At 58.1% G+C, this 22,978-nt stretch carries 24 protein-coding genes; 10 read left to right on the top strand and 14 right to left on the bottom strand.

Going from position 1 to position 22,978, the window contains the following annotated elements:
• The first annotated feature begins 201 nt into the window (after positions 1 to 201).
• Positions 202 to 864 (top strand): DNA-3-methyladenine glycosylase I, encoded by a 663-nt coding sequence (locus tag AC2FJF_RS07550; protein WP_496724330.1) that lies wholly within the window; start codon positions 202 to 204, stop codon positions 862 to 864.
• Between the two features lie 59 nt (positions 865 to 923).
• Positions 924 to 1,598, top strand: a complete 675-nt coding sequence (locus AC2FJF_RS07545; protein WP_432653395.1) for a hypothetical protein — start codon at positions 924 to 926, stop codon at positions 1,596 to 1,598.
• A 3-nt stretch (positions 1,599 to 1,601) separates the two neighbouring features.
• On the opposite strand, the gene AC2FJF_RS07540 is transcribed toward AC2FJF_RS07545, so the two are convergent.
• A complete protein-coding gene (locus AC2FJF_RS07540; protein ID WP_496724328.1) occupies positions 1,602 to 2,000 on the bottom strand; it encodes a c-type cytochrome in 399 nt (132 codons plus the stop codon).
• 92 nt (positions 2,001 to 2,092) lie between these two features.
• On the opposite strand from AC2FJF_RS07540, the gene AC2FJF_RS07535 reads away from it, so the two are divergent.
• Complete coding sequence (locus AC2FJF_RS07535; RefSeq protein ID WP_496724326.1) at positions 2,093 to 2,530, top strand: DMT family transporter; 438 nt, start codon at positions 2,093 to 2,095, stop codon at positions 2,528 to 2,530.
• On the opposite strand, the gene AC2FJF_RS07530 is transcribed toward AC2FJF_RS07535, so the two are convergent.
• From AC2FJF_RS07530 to AC2FJF_RS07520, 3 genes are all read right to left on the bottom strand, one after another.
• Positions 2,514 to 3,200 (bottom strand): ABC transporter ATP-binding protein, encoded by a 687-nt coding sequence (locus tag AC2FJF_RS07530; RefSeq protein WP_496724324.1) that lies wholly within the window; start codon positions 3,198 to 3,200, stop codon positions 2,514 to 2,516. The two genes, AC2FJF_RS07535 and AC2FJF_RS07530, sit on opposite strands and share 17 nt — an antisense overlap.
• Positions 3,193 to 4,488, bottom strand: coding sequence for a lipoprotein-releasing ABC transporter permease subunit (locus tag AC2FJF_RS07525; protein ID WP_496724322.1), 1,296 nt, complete (start codon positions 4,486 to 4,488; stop codon positions 3,193 to 3,195). Before AC2FJF_RS07525 ends, AC2FJF_RS07530 begins: the two co-directional genes overlap by 8 nt.
• Positions 4,489 to 4,552: 64 nt before the next feature.
• Positions 4,553 to 5,539: a DUF6492 family protein gene (locus AC2FJF_RS07520; protein ID WP_496724320.1), complete on the bottom strand. Its 987-nt coding sequence runs from the start codon at positions 5,537 to 5,539 to the stop codon at positions 4,553 to 4,555.
• Positions 5,540 to 5,876: 337 nt separating this feature from the next.
• Here AC2FJF_RS07520 and AC2FJF_RS07515 point away from each other — a divergent pair, with 337 nt between their 5' ends.
• Positions 5,877 to 6,227 (top strand): hypothetical protein, encoded by a 351-nt coding sequence (locus tag AC2FJF_RS07515; RefSeq protein WP_496724319.1) that lies wholly within the window; start codon positions 5,877 to 5,879, stop codon positions 6,225 to 6,227.
• A 5-nt stretch (positions 6,228 to 6,232) separates the two neighbouring features.
• Here the strand turns inward: AC2FJF_RS07515 and AC2FJF_RS07510 are convergent, their stop codons facing one another.
• Positions 6,233 to 7,126: a glycosyltransferase family 2 protein gene (locus tag AC2FJF_RS07510; protein WP_496724317.1), complete on the bottom strand. Its 894-nt coding sequence runs from the start codon at positions 7,124 to 7,126 to the stop codon at positions 6,233 to 6,235.
• Entirely contained in the window at positions 7,110 to 8,450 is a 1,341-nt protein-coding gene (gene proS / locus AC2FJF_RS07505; protein WP_496724315.1) for a proline--tRNA ligase, read from the bottom strand. The genes AC2FJF_RS07510 and proS overlap by 17 nt, the downstream gene beginning before the upstream one ends.
• Positions 8,451 to 8,617: 167 nt before the next feature.
• Here proS and AC2FJF_RS07500 point away from each other — a divergent pair, with 167 nt between their 5' ends.
• The 5 genes from AC2FJF_RS07500 (at position 8,618) to AC2FJF_RS07480 (ending at position 14,405) form a co-directional block, all read left to right on the top strand.
• Positions 8,618 to 9,982 carry an FAD-dependent oxidoreductase gene (locus AC2FJF_RS07500; protein ID WP_496724313.1) on the top strand — a complete coding sequence of 455 codons (1,365 nt, stop codon included), beginning with the start codon at positions 8,618 to 8,620 and terminating at the stop codon, positions 9,980 to 9,982.
• Positions 9,982 to 10,956, top strand: coding sequence for an isopenicillin N synthase family dioxygenase (locus AC2FJF_RS07495; RefSeq protein ID WP_496724311.1), 975 nt, complete (start codon positions 9,982 to 9,984; stop codon positions 10,954 to 10,956). Before AC2FJF_RS07500 ends, AC2FJF_RS07495 begins: the two co-directional genes overlap by 1 nt.
• A gap of 90 nt (positions 10,957 to 11,046) precedes the next feature.
• Positions 11,047 to 12,120 (top strand): AI-2E family transporter, encoded by a 1,074-nt coding sequence (locus tag AC2FJF_RS07490; protein ID WP_496724309.1) that lies wholly within the window; start codon positions 11,047 to 11,049, stop codon positions 12,118 to 12,120.
• Position 12,121: 1 nt separating this feature from the next.
• Positions 12,122 to 12,811 (top strand): HdaA/DnaA family protein, encoded by a 690-nt coding sequence (locus tag AC2FJF_RS07485; RefSeq protein ID WP_496724307.1) that lies wholly within the window; start codon positions 12,122 to 12,124, stop codon positions 12,809 to 12,811.
• Positions 12,812 to 12,860: 49 nt separating this feature from the next.
• Positions 12,861 to 14,405: a Ppx/GppA family phosphatase gene (locus tag AC2FJF_RS07480; RefSeq protein ID WP_496724305.1), complete on the top strand. Its 1,545-nt coding sequence runs from the start codon at positions 12,861 to 12,863 to the stop codon at positions 14,403 to 14,405.
• Positions 14,406 to 14,408: 3 nt separating this feature from the next.
• Here AC2FJF_RS07480 and AC2FJF_RS07475 read toward each other — a convergent pair whose 3' ends face one another.
• From AC2FJF_RS07475 to scpA, 6 genes are all read right to left on the bottom strand, one after another.
• Entirely contained in the window at positions 14,409 to 14,783 is a 375-nt protein-coding gene (locus tag AC2FJF_RS07475) for a hypothetical protein (RefSeq protein WP_496724303.1), read from the bottom strand.
• Between the two features lie 37 nt (positions 14,784 to 14,820).
• On the bottom strand, positions 14,821 to 15,816 hold the full coding sequence (locus AC2FJF_RS07470; RefSeq protein ID WP_496724301.1) for an endonuclease/exonuclease/phosphatase family protein: 996 nt from the start codon (positions 15,814 to 15,816) through the stop codon (positions 14,821 to 14,823).
• Positions 15,817 to 15,819: 3 nt separating this feature from the next.
• Entirely contained in the window at positions 15,820 to 16,500 is a 681-nt protein-coding gene (locus AC2FJF_RS07465; RefSeq protein ID WP_496724299.1) for a TerB family tellurite resistance protein, read from the bottom strand.
• Between the two features lie 9 nt (positions 16,501 to 16,509).
• Complete coding sequence (locus tag AC2FJF_RS07460; RefSeq protein WP_496724297.1) at positions 16,510 to 17,034, bottom strand: GNAT family N-acetyltransferase; 525 nt, start codon at positions 17,032 to 17,034, stop codon at positions 16,510 to 16,512.
• On the bottom strand, positions 17,031 to 17,633 hold the full coding sequence (locus tag AC2FJF_RS07455; protein WP_496724295.1) for a VOC family protein: 603 nt from the start codon (positions 17,631 to 17,633) through the stop codon (positions 17,031 to 17,033). The genes AC2FJF_RS07460 and AC2FJF_RS07455 overlap by 4 nt, the downstream gene beginning before the upstream one ends.
• A gap of 104 nt (positions 17,634 to 17,737) precedes the next feature.
• Complete coding sequence (scpA, locus tag AC2FJF_RS07450; RefSeq protein WP_282119085.1) at positions 17,738 to 19,864, bottom strand: methylmalonyl-CoA mutase; 2,127 nt, start codon at positions 19,862 to 19,864, stop codon at positions 17,738 to 17,740.
• A 168-nt stretch (positions 19,865 to 20,032) separates the two neighbouring features.
• On the opposite strand from scpA, the gene AC2FJF_RS07445 reads away from it, so the two are divergent.
• Positions 20,033 to 20,479, top strand: coding sequence for a DUF4174 domain-containing protein (locus AC2FJF_RS07445; RefSeq protein ID WP_058275658.1), 447 nt, complete (start codon positions 20,033 to 20,035; stop codon positions 20,477 to 20,479).
• A gap of 76 nt (positions 20,480 to 20,555) precedes the next feature.
• Here AC2FJF_RS07445 and AC2FJF_RS07440 read toward each other — a convergent pair whose 3' ends face one another.
• Both AC2FJF_RS07440 and AC2FJF_RS07435 read right to left on the bottom strand, forming a co-directional pair.
• Positions 20,556 to 22,601: an ATP-binding protein gene (locus tag AC2FJF_RS07440; protein ID WP_496724293.1), complete on the bottom strand. Its 2,046-nt coding sequence runs from the start codon at positions 22,599 to 22,601 to the stop codon at positions 20,556 to 20,558.
• Positions 22,602 to 22,718: 117 nt separating this feature from the next.
• Complete coding sequence (locus AC2FJF_RS07435) at positions 22,719 to 22,922, bottom strand: hypothetical protein (RefSeq protein WP_496724291.1); 204 nt, start codon at positions 22,920 to 22,922, stop codon at positions 22,719 to 22,721.
• Positions 22,923 to 22,978: the final 56 nt, after the last annotated feature.

Raw genomic sequence — 22,978 nt, 5'->3', positions numbered from 1 at the left:
CACAAATATCTGGCGCAGGTCTTTGATTGACGAGTCAATCACAAACCCGAATCCCCTGTTTTGTCGAGTATTTCTTTTCCCGATGTTCGATTTTTCTGCGTTTTTTGATTTCAGACGCACCAAATGTCCAAAAACTCACTCTCTTTGAGACCTTGCAACGAAGCGATCAACAAGCAACTTTATCGGTGGAGGACATGATTTATGCATCATTTCGATGAAATTTTTGTAATGGCTGCCAATCGCCATGGTGGCCCGGATGCGTTGAATGAAAAGTTGAGCAAACCCAAAAGCCTGGTCGAGCTTTCTGAGATGCCGGAAGATCGCTGGCTGTCGATTATCACCAAGACCATCTTTCAGGCGGGGTTCAACTGGAAGGTCATCGAAAACAAGTGGGACGGGTTTGAAATCGCATTTGACGGTTTCGATGTCGGACGCTGCGCCTTCATGGACGATGAGAAATTCGACGCCTTGCTGCAGGATACTCGCATTGTGCGCAACGGGACCAAGATCGCGACCGTTCGTGACAATGCCGCATTTTTGCTGGAGCTTCGTGATGAAGGCGGTGCGGGTCAGGTTCTTGGGGGTTGGCCATCTGACGACTTTGCCGGGCTGCTGGCGATGCTGGGCAAGAGAGGGTCGCGTCTGGGCGGGGCTTCGGCCCAATACGCCATGCGATTTGCTGGGCGCGACAGCTTTATCCTCTCACAAGATGTGACCGCGCGGCTGATTGCCGAAGGCGTGATCGACAAATCCCCCACCTCGAAAAAGGCAATGGCTGCGGTGCAAGCGGCCTTCAACACATGGATGGATCAATCAGGCCGGTCGCTGACGGAAATCAGCAGGGTTTTGGCGATGAGCCTGTGAAAACGGGTTGCAGCGCGGGCGCTTCGCATTAGGCTTTGATTATGGCCTTTCGTATTTTGATGACGCTACTAATTTTGCTTGCTGCCTGTGGTCGCCCTTTGACGGATCAGGAACGCGCATTTGCAAGTGCCGTTCAAGGCGACACGCTGGATCTGGATCGCGTGCGCCTTGTTGAAGGTGCGCCGGTAACGCCGATCACGTTTTACCGCAAGGACCGGCCGCGCCTGGCCTGTCGGGAACGTATCCTGCCACCAACCGAAGAAGGTGTCGTCACCGCAAAACCCGCCGCTGTTGCGTTGTTCAATAAGGTCTATTTTAACAAGGACTGGTACCTTGAGGACTATATGTCCGACTTCCCGGAACAAATGGACCTGATTGCCGGGATGTTGCTTGCACACGAGCTGACACACGTCTGGCAATGGCAGAACCGCCAGTCCACTGGTTACCACCCCCTGCGAGCCGCCGCCGAACATGGCGGAAGCAAGGACCCCTACTTGTTCGACCTGCAGACATCGCCTGATTTTCTATCCTATGGATTCGAACAACAGGGGGCGATCGTCGAGGAGTACGTCTGCTGCCGGGCGTTGGACCCTACCGCGCCGCGGACCCAGCGCCTGCATGACATGTTGGGGACGCATTTCGACTTGTCCCCGCTGCCCGGCGCACAACGCGAGCGTGCCGTTGTCATTCCGTGGAGCGGAGCGAAGGTCGAAGGGATTTGCCGCGAGGGTTAAGCCTTATTGCAGCGTCTCCAGATAAGCCACCAGATCCACAATCGGCTGACTGGTCAGGATCGGCTGACCGTCTGGGGTTTTCATCGTGGTATCCTGCCCGTCGAAATAGGGACCGTAAACCGGCATCGGGCTGCCATGACTGACCAAGGGATCACGCCCGTCGATACGCGCCACAACACGGGCTGTTGGGAATACTCCATCCCCGGATGCCAGCTGGGTCAGATCAGTCGGCTGTATCACCAACACACCAGCCATTGGCCCATGCCCGGTCGCATCGATCCCATGACAAGTCGCACAATAATGCTGATAGAGTTCGGCACCGGTTTCAACGTTCTGCGCCATGGTCTGAGACGCCAACGCAGCTACACTCGCACAAACGGCCCCGAACATCGGTTTGATCATCGCATCCTCCTGTCACGATTGACATTTGCAGGCTTGCCCGCCGGGCGGCTTGGCGCAATGATCCAGATCAACGAAGCGGGAGGATACGGGCAATGACACAATACGCAGCCATTATGCTGGCGGCCGGGATCGGCGTTCCGATTCTGGCGGCTTTGAATGCCGCACTGGGCAAGCTGATCGGGTCCCCGACAACCGCCGGCGTAGTCCTGTTTGCCATCGCGTTCGTGGCGTCAGCCCTGGTCATGCTGCTGTTTCCAGGAATAGAAGCGCTATCCAAGGTGGCCCAAGCCCCGAAACACTTGTTGCTGGCCGGTGTTTTGATTGCGTTTTATGTTCTGTCGATCACGCATGTCGCCCCCCATTTCGGAGTCGGCAACGCCGTGTTCTTTGTTCTGCTGGGACAGCTAATCAGCACGGCGGCCATCGATCATTTTGGCCTGTTTGGTGCTCAGGTCACGCCGCTGACATGGATACGGGCCGGGGGCATAGCCGTGATGGCGGCCGGTGTCGCCATCACTCAACTGGCTTAAGAACACCCGCCTCCAGTCGCAGTTTACGGTCCATTCGCGCGGCCAGATCCATGTTATGCGTGGCAATCAACGCTGAAAGCCCTTCATCCCGGACCAGCGACATCAAAGCACCAAATACCTGATCCGAGGTTTCGGGATCCAAGTTTCCAGTCGGCTCATCCGCCAGCAAAACGCGCGGCTTGTTTGCCAAGGCCCGACAAAACGCAACACGTTGCTGCTCGCCCCCCGATAAGGCGGCGGGGCGGTGATCGGCCCGTGCCGCCACTCCAACGCGGTCCAGCAAGGCCATCGCCCTGTCCTGTGCAGCCTTTTCGGATACACCGTTAGCCAGTTGCGGCAGGGTGATGTTTTCCAGCGCGGTAAACTCGGGCAACAAATGATGGAACTGGTACACGAAACCAACGTCCTTTCGTCTAAGCGCTGTACGGGTTCGATCCCCCCTGCCAGCTACATTCTGGCCCGCGATCTCGACCGATCCTTCATCTGGTTTGTCCAGTAGTCCGGCAATGTGCAACAGTGTCGATTTGCCTGCCCCGGATGGCGCGACCATCGCCACGGCTTCGCCAGCACGCAGTTCCAGATCGACACCGCGCAACACCTGAACCTCGCCCGGAGTGCCCTTGAGGTAGGTTTTGGTCAGACCGTTCAGCCGCATTGTCAGGTCATTCATAGCGCAGCGCCTCAACCGGGTTCAGCCGCGCCGCGCGGCGGGCCGGGAAATAGGTGACGATGAATGACAGCCCCAACGACAGCCCAATCGCCTTGAGCACATCGGAAAGGTGCAACTCGGCGGGTAAGGAGTAGATGCCGCGAATGGACGGATCCCAGACGCCGCCGCCCATGACGTAGTTCACGAATGAGAATATCGGGTCGATATAGATGGCAAACAGGCAGCCGAGGATCACGCCCATAACGGTGCCGATGATGCCTGTGAACGCACCGCAGATGAAAAAGACCCTCAGGATCGACCCTTCGCTCAGGCCAATGGTGCGCAGGATACCGATATCGCGCCCCTTGTTTTTCACCAGCATGATCAGGCCCGACACGATATTCATTGCCGCAATCAAGACGAGGATCGACAGGATGATAAACATCACGTTGTCCTCGACCTCAAGCGCACGCAGAAATCCGCCCGAAGCATCCTGCCACGTCCAGATCTGGCTGCGCCCGCCTGCGGCCTCGAGGATGGGGATCAAAACCGGGGTCATTTCCTCGGGCCGTTCGACCATCACTTCGATCTCGTCGGCCACGCCGTCGCGGTTGAAAAAGCTCTGAGCTTGCGTGAACGGCATATAAACGCGGGTGCGGTCGATGTCATACCGCCCGGCCGAGAACACATAGACCACCTGATAAGCGTTCACGCGTGGAGACGTCCCGAAGGCGGTTTTCACCCCATTGGGTGAGGTCAGTTTGACCGTGTCACCAACCGTCGCTCCGATGCTGCGCGCCACACCGGACCCAATGGCAATCACATCCTCACCGACTTGAAACTGGGTCAGATCACCGACGGCCTGTTCGCTTTGCGCGACGCCGGGCAGATCGCGCAGATCGTCGGGGCGGATACCAAAGACCTCGACCCCGCTGCTGCGATCGCGATTGGTAATCAGGACCTGCCCTTTGACCAGCGGGGCCGCGCGTTCCACGCCCGGAACCTGCGCGATCCGGCTGGTCATCTCTTCATATTCCGCGATTGTGCGGTCAACGCGCCCCTGCGCATCAAACTCTCCGGCGGAGTACACAGTCACATGGGCGTTTGCGCCCAGAATAGTGCCGACGAATTCGGACCGAAATCCAGAACGGACGGCCAGGGTGGCAATCAGGGCAAAGACGGCCAGCGTGATCCCGATCAGGGAAATCCACGTCATGACGCTCACGCCACCTTCGGCGCGGCGCGCCCGCAGGTAACGCCACGCGATTTTCCACTCAAATGGGGCAAAGGGCGGGGGTGTTCTGGCCATGCCTGCTCCGGTTATTTTGTTGTCGCGACCCTTTCGGCATTTCACCGGATGGTCAAGCCGGTTGTCAGCCGGTCAGCGTTGCCGCGCGGTTTAGCACCTCTTCGGCGCGCGGTCGGGTACAAATACCCCTGTCTTCCAACTCGGAAAACACACGATCCCGCAGATCGCCGGGCAACAGCGACAAGGCGCGGTTATGCAGACCCAACGTCAATGCAGCGGGATCATCCAGCATCGCCAACTGCGATGCCATTTCCTCGGGCGAATAGGTCGGCCAGAGCCCGATATTGCATTGCGCGTGGTCCTCGAACCACTGTGCATAGCCATCCGGCGATTTGAGGCAGAACGCATTCAGCAACATGAACTCGGACGGTCGCCTGCGCGATCCGAACAGCGCCTGAACCGAACCGTAGCGATCATTGATCTCGTCCAACAGCGCCAAGGCCAAGGATCGGCGCATCGCGAAAGGGGTCGCAAATGTCGTGGTCCTTAACCCTTTAAGGTCGGTACCTGACGCGCCCAGCGCATCAAGACTCTCGACCAGCCAATTGCGGTGGTAATCGCTTTGGACGTCGATGAAAGCGATACGCGCCGCACCATTGTCAGCAAAGAACTCAGTCGGGTCAAAGCTGCGCAGAAAGACGTTCTTGGTGTCAAGGATAACCATGTTCTCGGACGCCGCAACGCGCGCGGCACCCAGCTTCAGAACTTGCTGACTGCGATACCCGTTGGACCCGCGCCACCCCTGCCTGCGAATGCCTGGAATACGAAACCGGTTTTCGATCAGGATCCGATCCGACAAGGATCGCCGCGCGTACTGGCCGGACTGCAACAACAGGTCATCGCCGCCCAGGACCTGAACCTTGGATCGCAGTGGGCCGTATGAAGCCAATAGGGGTTCAATTTTTGCCCTGAGCGTATCTTCATCGCAGTCATTCATGATCACGTGAATCGACGAAACTATGTCCGGATCGACAAAACGGGCAAAAGACAGCGCCTGAAGTTCCAGCAGGGGGAAGTCCTTGGAATACACGACGGTCGCGAAACTCAGCACAGCGCGGGCCCTTTCATCGTTTTGCCCGGTTTATCAGCAATTTCGGCGCGGTCAAATTCGCTCTCAAAGCCCCGAAATTGCGAATCAGCAACCCCACCGGTCAAACGGACACTCGAACTTAAGGAGATCATCCGCCATTAAAATATACCGCCGGTTGTGACGCTCTTCACAGACAGCCCGGTATTGTTTCAGGTATGAAGTTAATGTGAGCATGGCGAGGCAAACTGACCTCAAAATGCAACATTTTTAGCGCAATTTTATTTCGCGTTTTGCTTATTTTTGGAAACTTTGTCACCCTGACTATGGGGGAATTCATTTTACAGAGCGGGGGTCGCTCATGAGTATTCGAATTGAAACTGAACAACCGGACGCATTTTCGGTCCGACAAACATCAACAGAACTGGATTGTGAATCCGCAGTTCTTCTGCGCGCAACCATCCTTCCGGTCTTTGCCAGCGCGGCAAGCTGGGCTGGTCTGACCGACATCCTGAACGACAAGGGATATTGTCTGGCGTTCCGGGATGGACGGATGTGCATCACCGATCAAACCACCGGAGACCGGGTTTGCGGTCTGCGTTTCCTGGGCCTTGAATTCAGGGATCTGGTGCGACAGCTGGGCCGTCCGATCGTCGTGGCACGGGGCCATGAGGCCAACGGAGATGTTCTGACTGCCCGACCGACGGTCTGACGCGCCTAAAAGCTGCGCCAGAACTGAACGGATCGGCGTGTGGTCTTCCACAGACTGTGGCGCGCGGCGGCTTTGATGGCATCCGACGTGCCGGGCTTTAACATTCGCTCAAGGATCAGTGCCGCGGGCATGTGACCACGTTGGTAATACCGAACGAAATCGGATTGTGTCAGACTATCGGTCGACCTGTAACCGCCGTAGTAATTCATCCAGACACGGGCGTAGTCTTCCGCTGTTGCGACATCGTCGCTCGTAGCACCCCTGCCCCAGAACATAGATATCGGGTCGTCAATGCGCTCGCCCTGATACCCTTCGGTCAAAAGGCGCAGCATCAGATCGTAATCGGCCGCGACACTAAATTGAGTGTCATGCCCGCCCAGCGCCAAAAACACATCCCGCTTCAGCAACACCGAGTTATGGCAGAACGGCATCCGCTGCAGAATCGCTGTCAGCGACATCCGTTTCTCTCGGCTTTCTGATCCATCCTCGAACCGGCGCAGGGTCGAGCCGAACAGAAAATCCGGCTGTGTCGCCTCAAGCCGATCAGCGACGACGTCCAAAATATCGTCGGACGCCAGCGAGTCATCCGAGTTCAGGAACAACAGATATTTTCCACGCGCTGCCTGCGCGCCCTTGTTCATCGCGTCATACAAACCGGTATCCGGTTCGCTGAACAGCCGGGTGCGCGGTGCGTCCGCAGTCAGGTCCTGTAGAAACTCGACTGTGCCATCACTCGATGCCCCATCCTGAATGACGTGCTCAGCCCTGTCGCAATTCTGACGGGCCATGCACTCGATCACCTCGCGAAAACTGTCCTTCCGCCCTTGCGACAGCAGGTCATAAGTCGCGGTGATGACCGAGATCAGCGGCGCGTCAGAGGTATCAGGCGATGCGCTCATAGATCTCGGCGATCTTGGTAACGGCGGCCTCGGGCGGCAACTCCTCGCTTTCGCCTGTGCGGCGGCAGGTCAGTTCAACCACACCGTTTTTTAGACCGCGCGGGCCAACGGTGATACGCCACGGCAGACCGATCAGGTCCATGGTGGCGAACTTGCCCCCTGCCCGTTCCTTACGGTCATCATACAATGGGTCGAGGCCCAGCGCAGTCAGCGCGCCGTAAATCTTGTTACAGGCGGCGTCGGCCTCGTCATCACCCTGTTTCAGGTTGACGATACCGCAATGGAACGGCGTCACGCCTTCGGGCCAGATGATGCCCTTGTCGTCATGGCTGGCTTCGATGATCGCGCCGATCAGGCGGCTGACGCCGATACCGTGGCTGCCCATGTGAACCGGAACCGGCTTTCCGTCGGGGCCTTGAACAGTTGCACCCATGGCTTCGGAATACTTGGTGCCGAAGTAGAAGATCTGGCCAACCTCGATCCCACGCGCCACGCGGCGACGCTCCTCGGGGACCTGATTGAACAGCGCCTCGTCATGGGTCTCATCGGTGCGGGCGTATTTCGAGGTGAACTCCTCAAGAATGGCCTGGCACTGCTCGGGGCTGTCGTAGTCGATCTGACGGTCACCAAAGGTCAGGTCGGTGACTGCGCTGTCATAGAACACCTCAGATTCACCGGTATCAGCCAGAACGAGGAACTCGTGCGTGTTGTCGCCACCGATGGGGCCGGAATCGGCGCGCATCGGGATGGCTTGCAGGCCCATGCGCTCATAGGTGCGCAGATAGGTGACCAGATGGCGATTGTAGGAGTGCAGCGAATCCTCTTTGGTCAGGTCGAAATTGTAGCCGTCCTTCATGTAGAATTCGCGTCCGCGCATCACACCAAAACGGGGGCGGATCTCATCGCGGAACTTCCATTGGATTTGGTACAAAGTCAGCGGCAGGTCTTTGTAGCTGCTCACATGACCGCGGAAGATGTCGGTGACCAGTTCCTCGGCTGTTGGGGTGAACAGCATATCTCGGTCATGCCGGTCCTTCATGCGCAGCATTTCCTGACCGTAGTCATCATACCGCCCGGATTCGCGCCACAGGTCAGCCGATTGGATGATGGGCATCTGGATCGCGATATGGCCAGCGCGCGCCTGCTCTTCGTGGATGATATTTTCCAGCTTGCGCAGCACTTTGAAACCCAGCGGCAGCCAGGAGTAAATTCCGGCTGAAGCTTGCTTGATCATCCCGGCGCGCAGCATCAGCCGGTGGCTGACGATCTGGGCCTCGGAGGGGTTTTCCTTGAGAACGGGCAGAAAGTAACGGCTGAGGCGCATTGGTGAACCTTTGAAGGTGAATTTGGACTTCAAAGTTGCTTATGCCAAAGCCCCGCCGGGGGCAATCATGCATTGGTTATTTTGCGACCTCGGGTCAGTCGGTTTTTTGATTGACCCGCCAGTCAGAGACTTCGATTGTGACGGAAATGTAATTCCAAGGGGCACCCATGCAGACCATTCAGGAACCCGCTCGTAAGATTCCCGTGGTACACCAAACGGACGTTCTTATTGTTGGATCAGGCCCAGCCGGACTGGCCGCCGCGCTGGCTGCGGCGCGCGCCGGTGTTGAGGTTTCGTTGGTCGACCGCTTTGGCTGTATGGGTGGCAATATCACCGCCGTGGGTGTTGAGGGCTTTGCCTGGTACCGCCACGAACAGACGGTCGAGGCTGGTGGCATCGGCATGGAGTTCGAGACCCGTGCTAAGGACATGGGCGCCGCGGTGCCCGAAAGCCAGTCGCTGAGCTATGAATTGGACAGCGAGGGTTTTAAGCTAGTGGCCGACAAGCTGGTTGAAGAGGCAGGCGTTCATCCAATGCTGCACCGGCAATTCGTCGCTCCGATCATGGAAGGTGACCGGATCACCGGCATCATCACTGAATCCAAAGCTGGGCGCGAAGCGATTCTGGCCAAGGTTGTGATCGACGCCACCGGCGACGCCGATGTAGCCCACCGCGCAGGCGCGCCAACCCACAAAACCGCCCGCGAAGACATGATGGCCGCCTCGGTCATGTTCCATCTGGCCGGTGTCGACAAGCGCGCGTTCATGGAAGGTGTCAAAGCCGATCCGCAGACCTACAAGGATTGGGGCGGCGGCGGCGAGTGGAACATCGAAACTTCGGGCAAAGAAGACGACATGTTCTCTCCCTTCGTGCACAAGCCGTTCCAGCAGGCCATCGATCAGGGCCTGATCCCGCCGCATCTGAACACCATCGCGGGCACATGGGGCGCAATGCACGACACGGGCGAGCTCACTTACATGAACCTCATCCATCTGGGCGAAATCGACGGGACCGACCCCGACAGTCTGACGAAGGGCGAGATTGAAGGCCGCCGCCAATCCATGCTGGCCATCGAAGCGCTGCGCCGGTTCATGCCAGGTTGTGAGAATGCTCGGTTGCGAAATTTCGGTATGACCATCGGCATCCGTGACACACGCAAGATCGACGCAGCCTATAACATGACCGAAGATGATGCCCGCCATCAGGGCCGGTTCGAAGATACGATCGGCATCTACCCCGAATTCATCGATGGCTATGGCATACTGATCCTGCCGACCACGGGGCGGTATATGCAGGTGCCCTATCGCTCGATGCTACCAAAGGGCATCAAAGGCTTGCTGGTCGCGGGCCGTTCGCACGGTGCGGACAAGGTGGCCCACGCCGCAACGCGCAACATGGCCTGTTGCGCGGTCATGGGACAGGGTGCAGGAATTGCCGCGGCCCTGTCGCTGAAAGGCAACCAGGACCTACACGCGATGAACCTTGCCCCTGTTCACGCGGAACTGGACCGGCAAGGCGTGAGGATTCACTGATGCAATCAATCCCGACGATCGACATCTCTCCACTGAAAGACACGGCCCATCCGGACCATGACGCAACCGTTCAGCGGATATTGGACGCCTGCACCGACATCGGCTTTCTCTCCATCACAGGCACTGGGGTTTCACCTGACACCGTTAATCAGGTCCGCGCCAAGACGCGCGCGATCTTTGACATCGATGAACAGAGCAAGTGGGATCAGGCGATCACCCGCGACAACTATCGCGGATATATCCCCATGGGTTTCTTCACGCCCAATGATGGCTCGGGCAAAGCGGACAAATACGAAGGTTACAAGCTGCATTTCGAAGTTTCCGAGGACGACCCGGTTCGCGATGACTGTGCACTTTATGGCCCGAACCTCTGGCCAACTGAAGTACAGGGCGCGCGCGAAGTGATATTGGAGTATTGGTCGCAACTGGACCACGTGGCCGAACTGCTGCTGGGCGCGCTTGAAATTGGGCTGAGTCTGAAGCCCAACGTCCTGAAAGCGGCCTTTGCCACCCCCATGACAAACATGACGCTGTTGCACTATCCGCCGCAGGCAGCGGATGAGGAAGGCTTTGGCATTCATCCCCACAAGGACACGGATGCCCTGACGATTATCGCCCCCGACCCCGTTGGCGGGCTAGAAGTGCAGACCCGCGGTGGCGGATGGATCACCCCGGATTGCCCACCCGGCGGGTTTATCGTGAATATCGGCGACATGCTTGAGCTTTGGTCCGGCGGACAGCTTAAATCCACTCCGCATCGGGTGGTCAATAAATCTGGCAAAGAACGCTATTCCTTCCCATATTTCGCAGTTCCGCGTCATGACGTGATCGTTGAACCGCTACTGCCGCCCCTGCCCGGCTTTGATCGACCATCTGTTCATTGCGGACATTGGTCCGCCGAAATCTGGCGCACCAACTGGCCCGATGAAAATGCCACCGTCGATACACCCGAGCTTGGGACGCTCAGCTCATAATCCTTGGAAATTTCCATGGCATGAACCGCTTGCATCACGTGGCCGCTTACGCCAAGAACACCAGTAAGAGCCAAGAACAAGGGGACGAGCATGGCCTTGCCGGTAAAGGATCAACTCAGATACTGGGGCGTCGCGGCTGTCATTTTTGTGCTTTGCCTATGGGCACTTGGCGACGTTTTACTACCGTTTGTAATTGGCGGTGCGATCGCCTATTTCCTTGATCCGCTCGCAGATCGTTTGGAAAATCTGGGCCTGTCGCGCATGGCGGCCACGGCGATCATCACAGTTGTCGGCATTCTGGGCTTTGCTCTGGCGATCCTGATGGTTGTTCCCGCGCTGATTACCCAGTTGATCGAACTGGTCGAAGTTATGCCAAGCCTGTTCCAACAACTGCGCAGCTTTATCGAACAACAGTTCCCGTCGCTTCTTGACCGCGAATCCAATTCGCACCAATTCCTCGTCTCACTGGGTGAAACGCTGAAATCCAAAACAGGCGATGTCTTGCAATCCGTCGCTGCCTCATTGGGTTCGGCGATAAACGTCGTGGTTCTGTTGGTTATTGTTCCGGTTGTGGCTGTCTACATGCTGCTGGACTGGGATCGCATGATCGCCCGGATCGGGGATCTGCTGCCTCGCGATCACGCCCCCACGATCAAACGCCTGGCCGGTGAAATTGACGCGGTTCTGGCCTCATTCGTTCGCGGCATGGGCACGGTCTGCCTGATCCTTGGCACATATTACGCCGTGGCGCTGATGGCGGTCGGCCTGCAGTTCGGGCTGATCGTCGGTTTCATTGCGGGTCTGGTCACGTTTATTCCCTACCTCGGCGCCCTGATCGGCGGCACGCTGGCAATTGGTTTGGCGCTGTTCCAGTTCTGGGGGGATTGGGCGCAGATCGGTCTGGTTGCCGGGATCTTTGCGCTGGGTCAGGTAACCGAAGGCAATTTCCTGACGCCAAAGCTGGTAGGTAGCTCAGTGGGTTTGCACCCAGTATGGTTGCTGCTGGCGCTGTCAGTATTCGGCGCCTTGTTCGGCTTTGTCGGAATGCTGATCGCTGTGCCTGTTGCTGCCGCACTGGGCGTGCTGGCGCGGTACGCAACATCGGTCTATCTGGGCAGCCGTCTATATACCGGCCTCGAAAGCGCGGATCAGGAAGACCTCTAAGATGGCCCTTCAGCTAAGCTTTGATCTTCCGGCCAAAACCGCGCTGGGGCGTGAGGATTTTTTCGTCTCTCCCGCGAATGCACTTGCGGTTGCAATGATCTCGGCCACGTCCTGGCCGGGCAACAAACTGGTCCTGAGCGGCCCTGCGGGTGCAGGCAAAACCCATCTGGCACATGTCTGGGCGGCGGAAACCGGTGGTCGGATCATTCAGGCCGCGGATGTGCGTCACGAGGATGTGCCGGATCTGGCACGCGCAGCTGTCGCGGTCGAAGACGCCCCGACGATCGCGGACGACTTAGAACAACAAAAAACGCTGTTTCACCTGCACAATCTTGTGTTGGCCGAAGGCAACGCCCTTCTCATGACTGGACGGCTGGCCCCTAATTTCTGGCAACTTCCGCTGCCCGATCTCCAAAGCCGAATCGAGGGCGCGCATCACGTAGCGCTTGACCCGCCGGATGACGCATTGCTGGGCGCGGTACTGGCCAAGCTGTTCGTGGATCGGCAGTTGAACCCCAGCCCCGAAGTCATCGCCTATCTGGTCAAACATATGGACCGGCGCTTTGAAACTGCCGCCAGTGTGGTGGCGCAACTGGACCAGCTTGCCCTATCGGAAAAGCGCGACATTACCCGCGCCTTGGCGGTGCGTGTTTTGAGCGCAGATTTGGATGATATCCAATCTGGGAATTGACCCACGCCGGGTCATCTCGCATTCTGCACGCGGAATATCTGGAAGAGACATGGATCAGACTGTCGTTACCGAAATCCCTGACTGGGGTCCGTTCGGAAAGCCCCTCTTTGATGGCCCCCAAGCCCGAGCTCTGTCACGCGTGGGCGTGGTTGACGTCGGATCGAACTCTGTCCGGATGGTGATCTTTGACGGTGCCGCGCGCTCACCGGCCTATTTCTACAATGAAAAAGTGATGTGCGAGCTGGGCGCGGGCCTGTCAGACACAGGGCGGCTTAATCCAACGGGTCGCCAGCGCGCTCTGGCCGCTTTAGGCCGGTTTGCCCAACTCTCCGATGACCTTGGCCTGCCTGGCCTGCATGTCGTCGCCACCGCAGCCGTGCGCGAGGCCGAGGATGGCCCCGAGTTTTGCGCCGAGGTCAAAGCCGAAACCGGCCTGACCGTATCGGTCATCAACGGCGATGAGGAAGCTCGCCTTTCCGCGCAGGGTGTCCTGCTTGGGTGGCCCGGCGCATATGGCCTGATCTGTGACATCGGCGGGTCCTCAATGGAATTGGCCGAGATTGGAGACGGCGGTGTCGGTCGGCGTCTGACCTCGGCGCTGGGGCCGCTGAAACTGCGGGACATCAAAGGTGGGCGGCGTGCGCGCAAGGCGCACATCAAGGTCACGATGGAGGATCTGCGCGACCAGATGGGGCCGCAACGCGATCGCCTGTTCCTTGTGGGTGGCAGCTGGCGGGCCTTTGCACGTCTGGACATGCTGCGCCGTGGTTACCCCCTGAACGTGCTACATGAGTATCGCATGACCACCAAGCAGGTACGCGAAACTATTAAATTCATCGAAAAAGGTGACCCGGAAAAGCTGCGCAGCAAGGCCGGTGTGTCGGGATCGCGGATGGCGCTGATCCCCTATGCAATGGATGTGCTGGCACGCTTGATCCGCACGTTCAAACCCAAGGATATCGCCATTTCCAGCTATGGCATCCGCGAGGGTCTGCTTTACGAACAGATGCCGCAGAACCTGCGGGACCGCGATCCGTTGATCGAAGCCTGCCGCTTTTCCGAAGCCAAAGACGCCCGCCTGCCCGGTTTTGGAAAGCACCTTCTCGATTTCGTCATGCCGCTGTTCAAGTCAGCCCCCGCAGCACGCATTCGCCTGGTCAAGGCGGCCTGTCTTTTGCACGATGTCAGCTGGCGCGCGCATCCCGACTATCGGGCAGAGGTCTGCTTTGACAACGTCACACGTGCCAATCTGGGCGGCTTGAAGCACTCGGAGCGAGTTTATATCGGGCTGGCTCTGCAACACCGGTATCGCAACAAACGCGAGGGCAACCGGTTCACCGCACTGTACGAACTCCTAGACGAGAAAGACCAGAAACAGGCCGAGATTTTGGGAAAGGCCATGCGGTTTGGTGCTATGCTGTGGATGCAGAACGATGCGCCGATGGCGACTTTGAAATTTTACCCCAAGAAGCAACAACTGGACCTGTTCTTGCCAACTGCAGCACGCCCCCTGTTCAACGAAGTGGCCGAGGCACGGCTAAAGTCACTCGGCAACGCTTTGAAATCCGAGACTCGCGTCATCATCCGGGGCTAGATATCAAATCTCGGTTTCGCCCTCGGGCGGGCCTTCAGGGATCTCTGGCTGTATCTCTGGGTCCTGCGGCGGCTTTTTGCGGATAATTATATCGCCGTTAGGCAGGATCTCGGGTGCTTCATAGGCGCTCCAATCCTCAATCTCATCTGCCATCTCGGCCAAGGCGGGCCCCATTTCCGCAATAAATGACTGCATTGCAGGGCCAAACTGTTCGGCCAGGCCCAGCAGTTCATCCAATGCAGGCTCCATCTCCTGGCGCAAGCCTTCAAAGAACAGCTCTGCCCCCTGCTCTATCAGGGATTTGTTCCCCTCTTCCTCGGCAAAAGCCGGAAGGGCCATAGTGACGGTCAACGCGCAGATTGGAATGAAACGTTTCATATCGAAAATATAGGGCAACTGAAACGCGGTTGAAAGATCACAGCTCGATATCCAGAGTGACAGGGAAATGGTCAGACGCGGTTAGCAACGCTGCATGTAGATCCTGCGCATCACGGCAAGCCGGATCGCGAAACGGATGCCATATGCGCCAGTCCGGGCGACGATCCTTTAACCCATCGCTGATCATAATATAGTCCAGCAACGCCTCAAGATACCCGCGATCTTGGGGCCGATAAAAGCGCGCGGTCGACGGGCGTTCACCCGGTTCTGACCCAAAGGCCGTATCCGCGTGGGGGTCGAACAACCCCGATTGCAGCAGGATTTCAACCGATGAGCGACCAAACAAGTTTTCGAATTCGTCCAGCCCCGGACCATCGTTCAGATCGCCCATTAAGATCAACTGTTCATCAGCCGCCAGATGCGCCTTGATCCGCCTGCTCAGCCAGATCGCCTGAGCCAGCTGTTTCCGACGATTGGCGATCGAGATGCGGATCGCCGCATCGCGGGTTTCCGCCCCATGAGGCGCCTTTGACTTCAGATGCGCGCCAATAAGACGGAACCGTTCGCCTGCCTTGGTTTCAACTGCCAATTCCATAGGCGGCTTGGAAAACTGCACCTGATCCTCGGTTGCGTCGATATCGAGGTCGATGTGAAACACCTGATCGAAACGCGGAGCCCGTTGCCCTCCGTCTTTTGGATCATGTCGCACCGTCAGAACGCGCGGGTCGTACAACAAGGCCAGTTCTTGGTGCGTATCGTTGGCAAATCCCATCACGGCTTCGCTGGCGCGCAGATCGAATGTCTCGGCAAAGTTTTGTAGCGCGCGGACCGTGTTCTGAGATTTCCCTGTGTTTGGTGCTTCGACAACCAGCACAGCATCCGCATCGATCGCCGTCAGAACCTTGGCGATAGCCTCGATCTGCTGCGCTTTCGTGACATCATGGCGACCTGACCAACTGTCATCAGCGACCAGTTCGTCATGACGATCAAACAGATTGGCGAACCACTCGATGTTATAAGTCGCGAGGCGCATGCCTCAGGCCTGCGCGCCGTTGATTTCGTCCCAGGCGCGGTTTATGTCGATCATCTTCTTTTCAGCCAAACGTACGGCCTCTTCTGGGACACCACGTGCCAACATCGCATCGGGATGTGTTTCGCGCACAAGTTGCCGCCAGACCTTACGAATATCGGGTAACGGCATGTCCCGTGGCACCCCAAGAACCGTGTAGGGATCATTGGGCGCATCAGGCACAAAACGGGCACGCAAGGCCATGAACTGCGCATCGGTCTGGCCGAAAATATGACTGACCTCTTCCAGAAACTCGTTTTCGTTGGGGTGATAGAACCCGTCCGCCATGGCGATGTGGAACAACCCCTCCATCAAATCGCACAGCGTGTTGCTGTCTTCGGAAAACATGCGCGCGATCTTACGGGCGTAATCCTGATAACCCGCAACATCCGTGCGGGCCATGTTGAACACGCGCGCCGCGCCTTCCTCGTCATCGCGGGCAATCTGGAACACGTCGCGAAACGCCGTAACTTCATCTCGCGTCACTTGCCCGTCAGCCTTGGCCATTTTCGCGCCCAATGCGATCACGGCGATGGTGAAGGCCACCGACCGTTCAGGCGGCGAGCGCAGCTTTTCAAAGACTGCGGTAAGGCTTTCACCCTGGGCAAGCGCGCTTAGCGCATCGGATATACGGATCCAGATCGACATGAGCGCACCCTAGCGTCCCAAATCGGGACTGTCAGGTGCAACCAAACCGTCTGTGGCAAGAATTTTCTGCATCAGCACAAGGTCCAGACGTTTCCCCCACTTGAACCCAACCTCGGGCATGCGTCCGACTTCGACAAAGCCCACAGCCGCGTGAAAAGAAACTGCCCCCGGATTTGCCGAAGAAATCCCCGCCACCAGCGCATAAGTTCCCTCTGCCCGGGCGGCGGCCTCAAGCGCCCGCATCAAAGCGCCCCCCGTACCTTGTCCGCGCGCGTCAATGGCCAGTTGGATGGTCAGCTCGCGGCACTGCGCGTATCCCGGACCGGATCGAAACGGACCATAGGTGGCAAACCCAAGAATCTGATCGTCCTGTTCCGCCACAAGATAGGCCGGACCACGCGCTTCGATGTCACGTGCAATGCTGTCCACGCTGCGTTCGTCGGTTGTGAAGGTTACCAACGTGTCGCGGATGATTGTATTGGTGATCGCAGCTATCTCTTTGGCATCCGCAGCTTTGGCTTGTCTGATTTTCATTCCAAAACGCGTTTCCCATGCGGTGTTTCGAACTCTGCCTGCAATGCGGCCGGGCCTGTGTCGAATACCACAGCGTCCATTTTGCCTAGCAGCTTGGCTAGCTCCAGCGCGTCCGGGTGAAAAACCACCAATCGACGCAAACGGCAGCCGCTATCCTGCAGCATATTTGCCGGATGCAAATCTCCGTGCCACTGAATAAGCGCCGGGAACAGATTGTCGAAGGGCAGACGCCCGTTTGGCGGAACCGCCATTTGCCAGCGTAACGCCCCGCGGGCCAGGTCGATCGGGTGGCCCACCCCATCCGGAAACACGGTCAACGAGGCTGAAATGTCCGGGACCCGGCATATCCAGTTGGTAAGGCGCGGCGCGCCCTTGAACCGGTCCAGATCGAACCATCTGGTTCTTTGCGGATTCGGTGCCTGTGGGTCAATCGCGATGGCCTCAAGATACAAGCCGTCTCGCAACCCCAACAAGCGGTTATATGTGCCGAATCTTTCATGCTTGCCGCCGTCCTGCAGCGGTACTCCCAATGCCTGTTCGACATGGGCAGACGCTTCTTCGAGCGTTTCACCCGCAACGGCCAGATGATCCAGTAACACGCGGTGCCTCCTATGAAAAACGACCAGACCCTTTCGGATCTGGTCGCATGTTTTCCCTAAAGGCGGTGGATCACAAGATTTTTCGACGAAAATCTTTGAAAGCCTCAGCCTTTCGCTTCACCGATCAGGCGCAGGATGTCCTGAGCGGCTTCTGGGATATTGGTGCCCGGGCCAAAGATCGCTTTGACGCCGTGATCATAGAGGAATTGATAATCCTGCTGCGGGATCACCCCGCCGCAGATAACAAGAATATCCTCGGCACCGGCTTTCTTCAGCTCTTCGACCAGTTGCGGTGCCAATGTTTTATGACCCGCTGCCTGCGACGAGATACCGATGACATGCACGTCGTTGTCCACTGCATCCTGGGCAGCCTCGGCGGGCGTCTGGAACAGCGGGCCAACGTCCACATCAAAGCCGATATCTGCAAAGGCCGTTGCGATCACCTTGGCACCGCGGTCATGCCCGTCCTGCCCCATCTTGACCACAAGCAGGCGTGGACGGCGGCCTTCGGCCTCGGCAAATTCTTCGATGGATTTCTGGATCGCTGCAAAGCCTTCATCGCCTTCGTAGGCCGCGCCATAGACACCGGCCAGCGTTTTCACTTCGGCGCGGTGGCGACCGAATTCTTTCTCCATTGCCATGCTGATCTCTCCTACGGATGCACGGGCGCGGGCGGCCTCAACGGCAGCAGCCAGCAGGTTTCCACCCTCGCGGGCGGTCTTGGTCAGAGCATCCAGTGCCGTTTGACAGGCGGCTTCGTCACGGGTTGCACGGATACGTTCCAATCGCGCGACCTGAGCTTCGCGCACGGCCACATTGTCGACGTCCAGAATGTCGATCGGGTCTTCCTGTTCCTTGCGGTACTTGTTGACGCCGACGATCACCTCGTCACCCCGGTCAATCATGGCCTGACGGCGGGCGGCGCTTTCCTCGATCCGCAGCTTGGGCATACCGCTGGCAACGGCCTTGGTCATGCCGCCCATTTCCTCGACCTCTTCCATCAAGGCCCAGGCTTTTTCGATCAACTCGTTGGTCAGGCTTTCGATGTAATACGAACCGGCCAGCGGATCGACCACATCGGTCACACCGGTTTCCTCTTGCAGAACCAGCTGCGTGTTCCGCGCGATACGGGCCGAGAAATCAGTGGGCAGCGCAATCGCCTCGTCCAGCGCGTTTGTGTGCAGAGACTGGGTACCGCCTAGAACCGCGCTCATCGCCTCATAGGCGGTGCGGATCACGTTGTTATACGGGTCCTGTTCCTGCAGCGACACGCCCGAAGTCTGGCAATGAGTTCGTAGCATTTTGGAGCGTTCGGATTTCGCGCCAAAATCCGTCATCACCCGGTGCCACAGCGTACGCGCGGCGCGCAGTTTGGCGATCTCCATGAAGAAGTTCATGCCGATGGCAAAGAAGAACGACAGACGCCCAGCAAACTTGTCCACGTCCATTCCGGCCTGAGTTGCAGCCCGCACATACTCACGACCATCAGCCAGCGTATAGGCCAGCTCTTGCACAAGGTTCGCCCCGGCCTCTTGCATGTGGTAGCCAGAGATCGAGATCGAATTGAATTTCGGCATCTCATTCGATGTGAATTCAATGATGTCCGAGATGATCTTCATGGAGGGTTCTGGCGGGTAGATATAGGTGTTGCGCACCATGAACTCTTTCAGAATGTCGTTCTGAATGGTGCCGGACAGAACAGATTTGTCGTGCCCCTGCTCTTCACCCGCAACGATGAAGCTTGCCAGAATAGGGATCACAGCGCCGTTCATCGTCATCGAGACCGAGACCTTGTCCAACGGAATGCCGTCAAACAGGATCTTCATGTCCTCAACACTGTCGATGGCCACACCGGCCTTGCCCACGTCACCAACCACGCGCGGGTGGTCACTGTCATAGCCGCGGTGTGTCGCCAAATCGAAGGCAACCGACACACCCTGCTGACCGGCGGCCAGATTGCGGCGATAGAACGCGTTCGATTCTTCGGCGGTCGAGAAACCCGCATATTGGCGGATCGTCCAAGGGCGGCCCGCATACATGGTCGCCTTCACACCGCGCGTGAACGGCCCGAACCCCGGCAACGATCCCATATGCGGCAGCTCAGCGGTGTCTTCCTGCGTGTAAAGAGGTTTGACGTCAATACCTTCCAAAGTCTCTTTGGTCAGGTCGTCCAACGGGCGTCCGCGCAGCTCTTTCTCGGCCAGCGCCTGCCAGTCTTTCGTATCAGTCATTGCGTATTCCTTTTCTCAATTCGGGTCGCGAACAGGCATTGCCTGCGCGTTTTAACGTTCGGTGCCGCGCGTCGCGGCAGGTGTAAACGCGTTATTTTGAAGCCTGCGTGCATTTCGCCAGTCGCATTCACCGGCGCAGAGGCTATATTCAAACGAACAGGAGGCCCTATGACACGAACGCTTGCCCTTGTTTTCTCGGCACTATTCCCGCTGGTCGCCATGGCGGCAGATGGGTCTGCGCCCGCCGATGAAGATTTTGTCCGCCCCGCTGGTGATAGCGAGCTGAGCGAATACTTATGGGTCAACCGGCCCATCGTCGTCTTTGCTGATACGCCTGCCGATCCGCGTTTCCGGCAGCAAATCGACATGCTTTTGGAAGGCGAAGAGGCCATGCGCGACCGGGATGTAGTCGTGCTGACCGATACCGATCCGTCCGCCCGATCTCCGATCCGGTCACAATTGCGCCCGCGCGGCTTCCAGATGGTGTTCGTCGACAAGGACGGCGTGGTCAAACTGCGCAAACCTTCGCCGTGGAGCACACGTGAAATCGGCCGTTCCATCGATAAAACGCCCCTGCGCGAACGCGAAATCCGCGAACGACGCGAGGGCGGCTGAGCGCTTTCGCCACGCCCAAAGCTCCCGGCGCGAACCGCCGGGAAACCACGGAGATATGGTGAAAACGCGATCATGATCACTCGAACTCGATGATCACGTCGTCCACGGCCAGGTTGTCGCCGGGGCCTGCGTTGACTTTGGACACGACACCTTTCTTCTCGGCGCGCAGGATGTTTTCCATCTTCATCGCCTCAACAGTGCACAGCGCCTGACCTTCCTGCACTTCCTGCCCTACTTCGACATCGATCTTCACGATCAGGCCGGGCATCGGGCACAGCAGCATTTTCGAAGTATCCGGCGGCAGCTTTTCGGGCATCATACGCGCCAGCTCGGCCTGACGCGTCGTGCGGACATGGACCTTGAGGTCTGCGCCCCGGTTGCGAATACGGAACCCGCCCGAGATTTTTCCGACTTTCAGAACCAGCGGGCTGCCATCGACGTCCAGCACCGCCAAGTGATCGCCCGGCGTCCAGTCCGAAGTGACCCGCACGGTGGTACCGTCTGAAAACGTCACGGATGACCCATCGCGATCCGCATCAATCTCAACTGCATATTCCTGCCCTTGCAGTGTGACGACCCAATCAGAGCCGACCTTGCGTTCGTGATTGTCCATCCGGCCAGAAACGCGGGTGCGGCGAATCTCGGCCACGCGGTGCATGGCTGCGCAGGAAGCCGCGATGCGGCGCAAGTCGGCCTCGGACAGTTCAACGCCTTCGAAACCGTCGGGATATTCCTCGGCGATAAAGGCCGTGGTCATGTCCCCGCTGACGAATTTCGGATGGTCCATCACAGCCGACAGGAATGGCAGGTTGTGGCCGATGCCTTCGACCTCAAAGCTGTCCAGCGCTACGCGCATCGCCTCAATCGCCGCCTCGCGGGTCGGGGCCCAGGTGCACAGTTTGGCGATCATCGGGTCATAGTACATGCTGATCTCGCCGCCTTCATAGACGCCGGTGTCGTTGCGCACGGCGGCTTCACCTTCGGGCGCTTCACCTTGCCATTTATCGTTCACCAACAGCGGACCAGAGGCAATCTCTTGCGGCGGACGATAGCGGGTCAGACGACCAATCGACGGTAGGAAGCCGCGATACGGATCTTCGGCATACAGGCGGTTTTCGATGGCCCAGCCGGTCAGGGTCACGTCGTCCTGTGTGATCGACAGCTTTTCACCCGCCGCCACTCGGATCATCTGCTCAACCAGATCGACACCGGTGATCAGTTCGGTGACCGGGTGTTCCACCTGAAGACGCGTGTTCATTTCCAGGAAATAGAAGTTCTTTTCGCCATCGACGATGAATTCAACCGTACCGGCGCTGGCATAGTCCACGGCCTTGGCCAGTGCCACGGCCTGTTCGCCCATCGCCTTACGGGTCGCCTCGTCCAGGAACGGCGACGGTGCCTCTTCGACCACTTTCTGGTTCCGACGCTGGATCGAGCATTCACGTTCGCCCAGATAAATGCCGTTGCCATGGCTGTCGCAAAGGACCTGAATTTCGATGTGACGCGGCTGGGTCACGAATTTTTCAATAAAGATACGGTCATCACCGAACGAGTTTGCCGCCTCGTTCTTAGACGACTGGAAGCCTTCGCGCGCCTCTTCATCATTCCAAGCGATCCGCATACCTTTGCCGCCGCCGCCGGCGCTGGCCTTGATCATGACAGGATAGCCGATTTCGTTGGAAATCTTGACGGCCTCATCGGCGTCCTCGATCAGACCCATGTAACCGGGAACGGTAGAAACACCCGCTTCTTGTGCGATCTTCTTCGAGGTGATCTTGTCGCCCATGCTTTCGATTGCCCGAACCGGCGGGCCAACAAAAGCGACGCCTTCGGCCTCAAGCGCCTCGGCGAATTTCGAGTTTTCCGACAGGAAGCCATAACCAGGATGCACCGCCTGCGCCCCGCTTTGACGGATGGCATCCATGACCTTGTCGATCACGATATAGGACTGGTTCGCAGGTGGCGGGCCGATATGCACCGATTCATCCGCCATCGACACATGCAAGGCGTTCTTGTCTGCGTCCGAATAAATGGCAACGGTGCCGATACCCATCTTGCGTGCTGTCTTGATGACCCGGCAGGCGATCTCGCCCCGGTTGGCGATCAGGATCTTGTTAAACATGGAACGTCCTTTGTCTTGATGTTCTGAGAACGCAAAACGCCGCCGTAGGGAACGTTCCCCACGACGGCGTGATGCGCGATGACGGTCGGGGCGACACGCGCCCCGGAAAACCCGGTATTACCTACAGTTGTTTTGTGTCTTGCAGTACAGGACATTGCCTGCCGCGCCGACAACCGCGCCGAACAGCGGATCGGCGCTGACAACAGCTGCACCGACCGCACCTGCACCGCCGCCAAGCAGCGCCTGTTCGCCCGTCGTGTCGCCACAGGCGGCAAGACCTGTACAGGTCGCCATTGCAAGAACGAGTTTCGAGATTCGCATGATATCTGCCCCTTTTGGATTCTTGATGCGTTCCAGGGCAGATGTCCGGTTTCGGC

It is taken from the genome of Ruegeria sp. CDSB013, from assembly GCF_059611165.1.
Note: the sequence above shows the minus strand (reverse complement) of the source record. Positions and strands in the feature narration are given on the sequence as shown.